This window comes from Litchfieldia alkalitelluris (assembly GCF_002153425.1).
GTDB classification, from domain to species: Bacteria; Bacillota; Bacilli; order Bacillales; family Salisediminibacteriaceae; genus Evansella; species Evansella alkalicola.
Window position 1 is genome coordinate 206,145 of the sequence record NZ_KZ119600.1, and the last position, 10,448, is coordinate 216,592.

The 10,448-nt window shown below is 40.4% G+C and carries 12 protein-coding genes, 11 tRNA genes and 1 other annotated feature; of the genes, 22 read left to right on the forward strand and 1 reads right to left on the reverse strand.

The annotated features are described in order from the left end of the window. Positions 1 to 3: 3 nt before the first annotated feature. The 6 genes from BW724_RS01110 (at position 4) to BW724_RS01135 (ending at position 5,609) form a co-directional block, all read left to right on the forward strand. Positions 4 to 1,017 carry a PP2C family protein-serine/threonine phosphatase gene (locus BW724_RS01110; RefSeq protein ID WP_088073282.1) on the forward strand — a complete coding sequence of 338 codons (1,014 nt, stop codon included), beginning with the start codon at positions 4 to 6 and terminating at the stop codon, positions 1,015 to 1,017. Positions 1,018 to 1,070: 53 nt separating this feature from the next. Beyond that, the gene (locus tag BW724_RS01115) at positions 1,071 to 1,400 is read left to right on the forward strand and encodes an STAS domain-containing protein (protein ID WP_088073283.1); all 330 of its coding nucleotides are present in this window, start codon (positions 1,071 to 1,073) and stop codon (positions 1,398 to 1,400) included. Between the two features lie 2 nt (positions 1,401 to 1,402). Further along, complete coding sequence (gene rsbW / locus BW724_RS01120) at positions 1,403 to 1,894, forward strand: anti-sigma B factor RsbW (RefSeq protein ID WP_088073284.1); 492 nt, start codon at positions 1,403 to 1,405, stop codon at positions 1,892 to 1,894. Continuing rightward, the gene (gene sigB / locus BW724_RS01125) at positions 1,857 to 2,645 is read left to right on the forward strand and encodes an RNA polymerase sigma factor SigB (RefSeq protein WP_088073285.1); all 789 of its coding nucleotides are present in this window, start codon (positions 1,857 to 1,859) and stop codon (positions 2,643 to 2,645) included. Before rsbW ends, sigB begins: the two co-directional genes overlap by 38 nt. Continuing rightward, positions 2,645 to 3,250, forward strand: a complete 606-nt coding sequence (locus BW724_RS01130) for a SpoIIE family protein phosphatase (protein ID WP_088073286.1) — start codon at positions 2,645 to 2,647, stop codon at positions 3,248 to 3,250. The genes sigB and BW724_RS01130 overlap by 1 nt, the downstream gene beginning before the upstream one ends. Positions 3,251 to 3,419: 169 nt before the next feature. Then, positions 3,420 to 5,609, forward strand: coding sequence for a Tex family protein (locus tag BW724_RS01135; RefSeq protein WP_088073287.1), 2,190 nt, complete (start codon positions 3,420 to 3,422; stop codon positions 5,607 to 5,609). 210 nt (positions 5,610 to 5,819) lie between these two features. On the opposite strand, the gene cmpA is transcribed toward BW724_RS01135, so the two are convergent. Further along, complete coding sequence (gene cmpA, locus BW724_RS01140) at positions 5,820 to 5,945, reverse strand: cortex morphogenetic protein CmpA (protein WP_088073288.1); 126 nt, start codon at positions 5,943 to 5,945, stop codon at positions 5,820 to 5,822. A gap of 313 nt (positions 5,946 to 6,258) precedes the next feature. Between cmpA and BW724_RS01145 the strand changes: the two genes are divergently transcribed. The 16 genes from BW724_RS01145 (at position 6,259) to BW724_RS01200 (ending at position 9,643) form a co-directional block, all read left to right on the forward strand. Continuing rightward, entirely contained in the window at positions 6,259 to 6,720 is a 462-nt protein-coding gene (locus tag BW724_RS01145; protein WP_088073289.1) for a SprT family protein, read from the forward strand. A gap of 162 nt (positions 6,721 to 6,882) precedes the next feature. Next, a tRNA-Asn gene (locus BW724_RS01150) sits at positions 6,883 to 6,958 on the forward strand. Positions 6,959 to 6,961: 3 nt separating this feature from the next. Continuing rightward, positions 6,962 to 7,052: transfer RNA gene (locus BW724_RS01155), tRNA-Ser, on the forward strand. Positions 7,053 to 7,062: 10 nt separating this feature from the next. Beyond that, positions 7,063 to 7,137: transfer RNA gene (locus tag BW724_RS01160), tRNA-Glu, on the forward strand. Positions 7,138 to 7,515: 378 nt separating this feature from the next. Beyond that, positions 7,516 to 7,659, forward strand: a complete 144-nt coding sequence (locus BW724_RS23395) for a hypothetical protein (RefSeq protein ID WP_176371244.1) — start codon at positions 7,516 to 7,518, stop codon at positions 7,657 to 7,659. 112 nt (positions 7,660 to 7,771) lie between these two features. Beyond that, positions 7,772 to 7,915 carry a hypothetical protein gene (locus BW724_RS23400; protein WP_176371244.1) on the forward strand — a complete coding sequence of 48 codons (144 nt, stop codon included), beginning with the start codon at positions 7,772 to 7,774 and terminating at the stop codon, positions 7,913 to 7,915. A gap of 112 nt (positions 7,916 to 8,027) precedes the next feature. Continuing rightward, positions 8,028 to 8,171: a hypothetical protein gene (locus tag BW724_RS23405; protein ID WP_176371244.1), complete on the forward strand. Its 144-nt coding sequence runs from the start codon at positions 8,028 to 8,030 to the stop codon at positions 8,169 to 8,171. A 112-nt stretch (positions 8,172 to 8,283) separates the two neighbouring features. Continuing rightward, positions 8,284 to 8,427: a hypothetical protein gene (locus BW724_RS23410; RefSeq protein WP_176371245.1), complete on the forward strand. Its 144-nt coding sequence runs from the start codon at positions 8,284 to 8,286 to the stop codon at positions 8,425 to 8,427. Between the two features lie 66 nt (positions 8,428 to 8,493). Next, positions 8,494 to 8,569, forward strand: a tRNA-Val gene (locus BW724_RS01165). Between the two features lie 23 nt (positions 8,570 to 8,592). Then, positions 8,593 to 8,668: transfer RNA gene (locus tag BW724_RS01170), tRNA-Asp, on the forward strand. A gap of 29 nt (positions 8,669 to 8,697) precedes the next feature. Next, positions 8,698 to 8,782: transfer RNA gene (locus BW724_RS01175), tRNA-Leu, on the forward strand. Positions 8,783 to 8,887: 105 nt separating this feature from the next. Then, positions 8,888 to 8,974: transfer RNA gene (locus BW724_RS01180), tRNA-Leu, on the forward strand. Between the two features lie 37 nt (positions 8,975 to 9,011). Further along, positions 9,012 to 9,088 (forward strand) — tRNA-Arg (locus BW724_RS01185). A gap of 6 nt (positions 9,089 to 9,094) precedes the next feature. Then, positions 9,095 to 9,171 (forward strand) — tRNA-Pro (locus BW724_RS01190). 265 nt (positions 9,172 to 9,436) lie between these two features. After that, positions 9,437 to 9,510, forward strand: a tRNA-Gly gene (locus tag BW724_RS01195). 56 nt (positions 9,511 to 9,566) lie between these two features. Next, a tRNA-Ile gene (locus BW724_RS01200) sits at positions 9,567 to 9,643 on the forward strand. Between the two features lie 155 nt (positions 9,644 to 9,798). Further along, positions 9,799 to 10,357 (forward strand) — a sequence feature (16S ribosomal RNA rRNA prediction is too short). Positions 10,358 to 10,448: the final 91 nt, after the last annotated feature.

The following is a 10,448-nucleotide window of genomic DNA, read 5'->3' on the forward strand; positions in this document are numbered from 1 at the left end:
TCGTTGGAAGATAAAAAACTGACGATGTACCATTTATATAAAGAAATGTTAAATAATTATATGCAAAGTAAAAGTGAGCATACATTATACTCTGCACAGCAGTTTAGTAAAGAGATGTTAGAGAAGGATATGTCCCCAGAAGAGGTAGTTAGCCTTCATAAATCGGTGATTACCGAACTCGTCAACGACCCTTCAGGTGAATTGTTGGACTCATTTGATTTATTACTAGAGGTAATGATCGGATACGGATTAGCCCATAGGGAGCATTTGAGTTTACGAGACAGGCAACGACAGCTGGATTCTGAACTAAATGTTGCTGCTAGAATGCAGCAATCGCTTCTACCGAATAACAAAATTGAAGTAGAAGCAGTTGACTTTGGTGTGAAAAGTGTTCCCGCGGGGAAAATGAGTGGAGACTATTATCATTATTTTGTTGATGAACATGGAAATATTGGCGCTGCAGTGGCTGATGTTATAGGTAAGGGAGTCCCTGCGGCGATGTGTATGTCGATGATTAAATACGCGATGGATAGTCTTCCGGAACAACGACTACAGCCTGCAGCTTTATTGGAAAACTTAAATCGTGTGGTTGCGCGTAATATAGACGATGATATGTTCATAACAATGGTATATGGTTCCTATGATTCGAAAAAACACCAATTCCATTTTGCTAGTGCAGGTCATGAACCTTGTTTATATTACTCCGCAGATACTGACGATTTCCATGAATTAAAGACAAAAGGCTTAGTGCTTGGTGTTTCTTCTAAAGTCCGTTATGAGGAGTATGTAAGGGATTTAAACCCAGGTGACTTTATTGTGCTCTTATCAGATGGTGTTACGGAATGTAGGATTAATGGAGAGTTTATTGAAATGAAACATATTAAACAAATCATCCGAAAATATAAACATTTATCTGCACAGCAAATGGTGGATCAAGTGTATTCGGAATTGGAAAAAATTCAGGAGTTTCAGTTGCGCGATGACTTTACCCTCTTAATACTACGAAGAAATGTTTAATGAAATATTCAACGGGGTATAGAGAAAGACTGACTGATTTCAGGAGGGGAAATATGAATTTAAAAATAGACTTGCAGGAAGGAAAAAAAGAGAGTGTTTTATACTTAGATGGAGAAGTGGACGTTTATACTGCACCTAATTTGAAAGAATCTTTATATCCTCTGGCAGAAGAAAGTGGTAAAAAAGTCATAGTTGATCTGAAAAATGTCAATTATATTGATAGTACTGGTCTGGGAATTTTTATTGGAGCATTAAAAGCTACAGATAAATCCAACAGTAAATTAGTAATTCGCGGAGTAGATGCGAGGGTTAAACGACTGTTTGAGATTACAGGCCTCAATGAAGTGATGGACATAGTTTCGGATCAAAGGGAGGAAGTTTAAGCATGGTCCAAACATCTGATTTTATAGAAATGAAAATGCCTGCAAAACCAGAATACGTTGGGGTTGTTCGGTTAACGGTGAGTGGAGTAGCGAACCGTTTAGGGTATACTTACGATGACATAGAAGACATAAAAATAGCTGTTGCAGAAGCTTGTACGAACGTAGTCAATCATGCATACGAAGACGGGGAAAAAGATGCATTCATGCGCGTGACGTGTGGAGTGTATGACAACAGATTAGAATTAATGGTAGCTGATAAGGGTGGAGATACAGATGTCGATGCTTTTAAGAATGGCAAAGGACCCATTAAGAAGGATCAACCGATCGAAGAATTGAAGGAAGGGGGTCTAGGTCTTTTTTTAATTGAGACTCTTATGGACAAGGTGGAAATAAGTGGAGATTCAGGAGTAGTCATCGTCATGACGAAGTTCCTTCAAAGAGATGGGGTGGGACATAATGACAGCGGAATCTCAACCGAAGCACCAAAACAGTAAAGAAGATCTTATTAAAAGAATTGAAGAATATCAACAAACTGGAGATAAGGAATTACAAACAAAGCTTGTCATGGAATTTGAGAGTCTTGTTCATGCCCTTGCAAGAAAGTTTTCTAAAGGGCAGCGGCATGACGAGGACTTAATACAAGTTGGAATGCTCGGCCTCTTAGCAGCACTCCGACGTTTTGATACATCCATAGGCCGAAGTTTTGAATCTTTTGCTGTACCAACAATTGTTGGTGAGATTAAAAGATTTATTCGGGACAAAACATGGAGTGTCCATGTCCCACGGCGAATCAAAGAACTTGGTCCAAAAATTAAAAAATCTGTTGAAAAACTCACTACTGAACTCCAAAGGTCACCAAGGGTCGATGAAATAGCAGAACATCTTGGTGTTACGGAGGAAGAAGTTTTAGAGACAATGGAGATGGGGAAAAGTTATCAGGCTCTTTCAGTTGACCGTTCTATTGAGGCGGACGATGAAGGTAGTGCCGTAACGTTACTAGATTTGGTAGGAACGACAGAAAAGGGATATGAAAAAACAGATCAACAGCTACTTTTGGAGAAGGCGTTTGATGTATTATCAACCCGGGAAAAACAAATACTAGAATTGACCTATTATGATAACTTAAGTCAGAAAGAAGCTGGCGATAAATTAGGAATTTCTCAGATGCATGTGTCTAGACTTCAAAGGAGGGCTCTGCAGAAATTAAGAGACTCCATTCGAGTCGAGCCTACGGAGTGTTTATAATGTTTGAACATCAATATTTAAATGGGATCAAAATAAGTGCATACAAAGCAGCGAAAAAAGGTAATTGGTGTTCTGGAGATTCATATTTTATAACTAGAACGGATCAATATATTCTTTGTGCAGTTGTGGATGGGCTAGGTAGTGGAGAGGAAGCGATGGAAGCTTCTACTGCTGTCATTGATGTTATTAAAACAGACCACTCTAGAGATGTTTCTGAATTAATGGAACAATGCAATCGTGTCCTTTCTCAAACGAGGGGAGCGGTCCTGGCAATTCTAAAAATTAATACGGACGATAAAGAGGTTATCTATAGTAATGTTGGTAATATCGGATGTGTTTTTTACTGTAAGTCAGGTCAATTGAATCGTCCAATTCCATCTCGAGGGTATTTATCAGGTAGGAAACTTAAAATCAAGGTTCAGCGCTTACCATATGAGGAAGAGATGGCATTCGTTATGTATACAGATGGATTTTCCTTTAATCCAAAATTCCACTCCCTTTTTAATGGGATTGATAATCCAAAAGACACGATGCAGCAGTTAGTTGATGAAATGGAAATCACGAACGATGATACAACATTATTAGTTGGAAAAATAGAAGTTTGAAGAAAAGTGCTAGAACTGGAAAATGTTTCGAAAACTAAAACTTATATTTAATTACAGTAATCCAAAACCACCGAGATATCTCTCGGTGGTTTTATTAACGCATGAATTAAAGTATAATCGAAGTTGTACAAGTATAGGGATGAGTCATTAAAATGGAGGTTTTATATAGATGGAATGGACAGATCAAAAACAATCAATTCTTGCCCTAGTGACGGAACAGACTAAATTAAAGCGAGATCGTGTGAAAAACGTTATTGAACTATCTGAAGATGGAAACACCGTTCCTTTTATTGCGCGCTATAGAAAAGAGCTTACTGGTGGAATGGATGAAGATCAAATCCGAGATGTTTTAGAAGCTTGGACTTATTCAACAAACCTCGCAAATAGAAAAGAAGAGGTTATTCGTCTCATTGATGAACAAGGTAAGTTAACGGAAGAGTTACAGAAAAATATAATGATTGCCACCAAGCTTCAAGAGGTAGAAGATTTATATCGTCCATATAAACAAAAGAGACGTACGAAGGCTACTGTTGCAAAAGAAAAGGGGTTAGAACCTCTAGCGCTTTGGTTATTCTCTTTACCTACTACTGGTTCAGTAGAGGAGGAAGCAGGGAAGTATTTAAGTGAAGAGTTCGAGTTACATACTGTAGAAGATGCGTTGCGAGGTGCAGAGGATATTATAAGTGAGTATTTAGCAGATGATCCTGAAATTCGTAAAAAGATTAGATACATGACATTTAATGAAGGGAAAATGCAATCCCTTAAAAAAGCAAAAAGTGAAGATGAAAAAGGTATCTTTGAAATGTACTATGAATATGATGAGGAACTTAAGCGAATCGTCCCTCATCGTGTCTTAGCCCTTAATCGTGGAGAAAAAGAGGGAGTCTTGAAAGTTTCTGTTGTAGCCCCAAAAGACAGAATCATTAGTTGGCTGGAAAAACATGTTTTGAAAGGGAAAGAAACGATTGCAAAGGATCACCTATTAGCTTCTATTGAAGATGGTTATAAAAGACTAATTGAGCCATCAATTGAGAGAGAGTTACGTAATGAGGTTACTGAAAAGGCAGAGGAGCAGGCAATACATATTTTTTCCGAAAACTTAAGGAATCTCTTATTACAACCTCCATTGAAGGATCGTATCATCCTTGGAGTTGACCCGGCGTTTCGGACAGGCTGTAAGCTTGCGGTGGTTGATGAAACAGGAAAGGTATTGGCTATAGATGTTATTTATCCAACGCCTCCAAGAAACAAGGTGGAAGAGGCCAAGAGCAAAGTGTTGTCCTATATTGAACAATTTAATATAGATATGATTGCTGTTGGGAATGGTACAGCTTCAAGGGAAACGGAACAATTCATTGTTGATGTTATGAAAGAAGTGGACAAAAAACTATACTATTTGATAGTCAATGAAGCAGGAGCTAGTGTTTACTCTGCATCTAAGCTAGCGAAAGAGGAGTTTCCAGAGCTTCAAGTAGAAGAAAGAAGTGCTGTATCCATCGCAAGAAGAATTCAAGATCCCCTTGCAGAACTTGTGAAAATTGATCCGAAGTCAGTAGGTGTTGGTCAATATCAGCATGATGTAACGCAATCGAAGTTAAATGACTCCTTAACTTTTGTAGTTGAAACGGTTGTTAACAAGGTCGGCGTAAATGTTAATACTGCTTCTTCCTCTCTCTTACAATATGTAGCAGGCCTTTCGAAAGCTGTAGCTAATAACATCATTAAGCAAAGGGAAGAAGAAGGGAAATACGTAAGTCGTACGCAATTGAAGAAGGTTCCTCGCCTAGGTGCGAAAACATATGAACAATGTATTGGTTTCCTGCGTATTTTAGATGGTAAACAGCCACTTGATCGTACTGGTATTCACCCTGAGAGTTATCCAGTTACTAAGGAAATCATGAATCATTTAAATATTTCAGTGGACGAATTAGGGACAGATGGCGCTAAGGAGAAGATCCAGAGTGTGAATGTTAATGAACTTGCGGAAAAATTTGATGTTGGTGTTCCAACATTGAAGGATATTTTAGAAGCCCTTAGTAGTCCAGGGCGAGATCCGCGAGACGATGTTCCTAAGCCAATTTTAAAAACAGATGTCCTTACTCTTGAAGATTTATCTCGTGGTATGGAACTTCAAGGTACAGTTAGAAACGTAGTTGACTTTGGAGCCTTTATTGATATCGGTGTGAAGGAAGATGGTCTTGTCCATATTTCCAAGCTTGCCAATCGTTTTGTAAAGCATCCGATGGAGGTTGTGTCAGTCGGAGATGTAGTTACTGTATGGGTAGAGGACGTTGATCTCAAAAAAGGCCGAATTGCATTAACGATGCTTCAGCCTAAGAGCCAAACAGCTACTACTTAATGGAAAGTGTTAAAGTTACTTGTTGATGGCACTTGTTAAAAGGCAAGTGGTGCGCTGTTAGTGTAATCTACATTTACAAAAACTCCCTTCACTTTTGTGATTTACTTCCTAAAGGTGAAAGGGAGTTCTCTTTTATAGTTAACTTGTATTTACTTGTGAACTTGTGAAAAGTTATATTTTTTAGTACATGTTAGCTTATTTTGGACAAGGTTATTTTGTAGAAGAGAGCTCAGGAGTCTGTTTATAATAAAACCAACACTGGTTTAAAATTTTTATTCGTTGCCGATCCTTCCTTTGGTAAGCCTCTTGTAATTGACGCTGAAGCCAAGAAGGCATTTATTAATCACTCCTTTTACAATGATATATCTAGTTCCTTCATTTGATTTTTGTTCCACTTAATAAACTATATGAACAAGAGCTTGTTTTCGTTATACTGAAATGGGTGTTTTAGATGTAGATATCGACCTGGTAAAAAAATGTGGGTCATTTTTGAGCTGCCATGAGTAAACTAGTATTAATTTTATAATCAATGAAAACGAAGAGCTGTTCTTTGATCTGTTCTTGGAACGGATAGTATCGTTTTTTTTAATTATAAAGGCTGTAAGGCTTAGTGAATGACAGGCTATTTTATGTGGAGGGGTATTAGTAGATGGGAAATGATGAATTACAGCGTTTAGTAGAAAAAATATCATTAGATTCATTTAATAAACCATTCATGCACGAAGCCTATTTTAATCCACGATTACGGACAACTGGTGGTCGATATTCATTACTGGACCATCATATAGAGATAAATCCTAAACACTTAGAATTCTTTGGGGATACGGAGTTAATCCAAATCATTAAACATGAACTATGTCATTATCACCTTCACCTTGAAGGGAAAGGATATAAACATAAAGATAAGGATTTTAAAGATTTATTAAAGGTAGTGGGCGGTTCTAGGTATTGTCAATCGCTTCCTGGCATGAAAACAAAGGTGTCTAAAGTACATGTATATCAATGTACTAAATGCGGGGTTGAATTTAATAGGAAGAGGCAATTTAATACGAAAAAATATGTTTGTGGAAAATGTAAGGGGTGGATAAAAAAGGTAAGGACAATTTCGTGAGGTCATATTGACCTTGTTTTTTAATTGTGTTACATTATAAAAGTCGCTTAAACAAGCATAGAATGCTCATTTTTGATCAACATTTCATTGCTTGATTAAGTCATTGACTTTTATAGGTATTTTGGATAAAATAATAAAAGTCCATTTAAAGACAAGTGTTATTCCACAGTAGCTCAGTTGGTAGAGCAATCGGCTGTTAACCGATCGGTCGCAGGTTCGAGTCCTGCCTGTGGAGCCATATGGAGAAGTACTCAAGTGGCTGAAGAGGCGCCCCTGCTAAGGGTGTAGGTCGTGTAAGCGGCGCGAGGGTTCAAATCCCTCCTTCTCCGCCATTCTTTTAATGGCCCGTTGGTCAAGTGGTTAAGACACCGCCCTTTCACGGCGGTAACACGGGTTCGAATCCCGTACGGGTCACCATTTCATAGAATAATTGCTATTTTATATAGCGTTATTTTTGTTCTGAAAAATGAAGTGTGCTTTATTAAAGGTGCGGAGGATTAGCTCAGCTACGAGCGAAACTTGAAGACTCTACTACGGAGTTGTTTCGACGGATAGACATCGAAGCATAACTAGTAGAGGAAGAAACAGGGACCATCACTGAATATGCTTCATCAAAGCTGCGGAGGATTAGCTCAGCTACGAGCGAAACTTCAAGAAAAGCTACGAGTTGTTTCGACGTGTAAACATCGAAGCATTACTAGTAGAGGAAGAAACGGGGATCATCATGGAATGTGCTTCATCAAAGCTGCGGAAGATTAGCTCAGCTACGAGAGAAACGACAAGAAAAGCTACGAGTTGTTTCGACGTGTAAACATCGAAGCATTACTAGTAGAGGAAGAAACGGGGATCATCATGGAATGTGCTTCATCAAAGCTGCGGAAGATTAGCTCAGCTACGAGAGAAACGACAAGAAAAGCTACGAGTTGTTTCGACGTGTAAACATCGAAGCATTACTAGTAGAGGAAGAAACGGGGATCATCATGGAATGTGCTTCATCAAAGCTGCGGAAGATTAGCTCAGCTACGAGAGAAACGACAAGAAAAGCTACGAGTTGTTTCGACGTGTAAACATCGAAGCATTACTAGTAGAGGAAGAAACGGGGATCATCATGGAATGTGCTTCATCAAAGCTGCGGAAGATTAGCTCAGCTACGAGAGAAACGACAAGAAAAGCTACGAGTTGTTTCGACGTGTAAACATCGAAGCATTACTAGTAGAGGAAGAAACGGGGATCATCATGGAATGTGCTTCATCAAAGCTGCGGAAGATTAGCTCAGCTACGAGAGAAACGACAAGAAAAGCTACGAGTTGTTTCGACGTGTAAACATCGAAGCATTACTAGTAGAGGAAGAAACGGGGATCATCATGGAATGTGCTTCATCAAAGCTGCGGAAGATTAGCTCAGCTACGAGAGAAACGACAAGAAAAGCTACGAGTTGTTTCGACGTGTAAACATCGAAGCATTACTAGTAGAGGAAGAAACGGGGATCATCATGGAATGTGCTTCATCAAAGCTGCGGAAGATTAGCTCAGCTACGAGAGAAACGACAAGAAAAGCTACGAGTTGTTTCGACGTGTAAACATCGAAGCATTACTAGTAGAGGAAGAAACGGGGATCATCATGGAATGTGCTTCATCAAAGCTGCGGAAGATTAGCTCAGCTACGAGAGAAACGACAAGAAAAGCTACGAGTCGTCTCGACGTATAAACATCGAAGCATTACTAGTAGAGGAAGAAACAGGGATCATCATTGAATATGCTTCATCAAAGCTGCGGAGGATTAGCTCAGCTGGGAGAGCACCTGCCTTACAAGCAGGGGGTCGGCGGTTCGAGCCCGTCATCCTCCACCATTTATTTAAATAGGAATAATAGTGGTCCCGTGGTGTAGCGGTTAACATGCCTGCCTGTCACGCAGGAGATCGCGGGTTCGATTCCCGTCGGGACCGCCATTTTAAAACATTATACACATGATTAATATGCGGGTGTGGCGGAACTGGCAGACGCGCTAGACTTAGGATCTAGTGCCTTCGGGCGTGGGGGTTCGACTCCCTTCACCCGCACCATATTAAATTAGTGTCTAGATGTTTTAATTTTTTTCACTCAATACTATTGACGTAATGCGATAAATGATGTATAGTGTTAATTCCGCTCTGAAATTCATATTTTTAGCGGTCGTGGCGGAACGGCAGACGCGCTAGGTTGAGGGCCTAGTGGGGGTTAACCCCGTGGAGGTTCAAATCCTCTCGACCGCACCAAACGAATTCAAAGTTTAATAAATATTAACATAAGAGTGCGCCCGTAGCTCAATTGGATAGAGTGTCTGACTACGGATCAGAAGGTTAGGGGTTCGACTCCTCTCGGGCGCGCCATTTTTACGGGAAGTAGCTCAGCTTGGCAGAGCACTTGGTTTGGGACCAAGGGGTCGCAGGTTCAAATCCTGTCTTCCCGACCATTATTTTTTATGAACAGTGAGACAAGCTTATTTATAAGAACAGTAACTAAGTAAGAAAACCATTACAAAGTTAAATTGAACCTTATATTAAGCGGGTGTGGTTTAGTGGTAAAACCTCAGCCACGAGCATATCATCTTCGAACTGCTACGAGTTGTCTTGACGGATAAGCGTCTTAGGGTAACTAGTAGAGGAAGAGACATGATCAAGGCGAGTGGTTGAAAACAAAAACAGAGTATTATAGAAAAATTTAATTCTTATTATTAAGCGGGTGTAGTTTAGTGGTAAAACCTCAGCCTTCCAAGCTGATGATGTGAGTTCGATTCTCATCACCCGCTCCAAAAATTACCTCTTGCATCATTCTAAACAAGATGTTATAGTAGTTAATGTTGCTTGAGGGCCTGTAGCTCAGCTGGTTAGAGCGCACGCCTGATAAGCGTGAGGTCGGTGGTTCGAGTCCACTCAGGCCCACCATAGAAAAATTGACCTTTGAAAACTAAACAAAAAGCCAAGCGAAGTGGGATAAGAAGTTATTTCATATTATATGAAGTAATGAAGTATATCCCGTCAATGAATTACAAAATTAGCCAGATGAAAATCTGCAGCTAGACATCAAACACTTTATTGGAGAGTTTGATCCTGGCTCAGGACGAACGCTGGCGGCGTGCCTAATACATGCAAGTCGAGCGGACTTCTTTAAAGCTTGCTTTAGAGAAGTTAGCGGCGGACGGGTGAGTAACACGTGGGCAACCTGCCTTACAGACTGGGATAACTTCGGGAAACCGAAGCTAATACCGGATGATCAAATGAACCGCATGGTTCAATTGTAAAAGTTGGGATTTATCCTAACACTGTGAGATGGGCCCGCGGCGCATTAGCTAGTTGGTGAGGTAACGGCTCACCAAGGCAACGATGCGTAGCCGACCTGAGAGGGTGATCGGCCACACTGGAACTGAGACACGGTCCAGACTCCTACGGGAGGCAGCAGTAGGGAATCATCCGCAATGGGCGAAAGCCTGACGGTGCAACGCCGCGTGAACGATGAAGGTCTTCGGATTGTAAAGTTCTGTTGTTAGGGAAGAACAAGTGCCATTCGAATAGGTTGGCACCTTGACGGTACCTAACCAGAAAGCCCCGGCTAACTACGTGCCAGCAGCCGCGGTAATACGTAGGGGGCAAGCGTTGTCCGGAATTATTGGGCGTAAAGCGCGCGCAGGCGGTCTCTTAAGTCTGATGTGAAAGCCCACGGCTCAACCGTGGAGGGTCATTGGAAACTGGG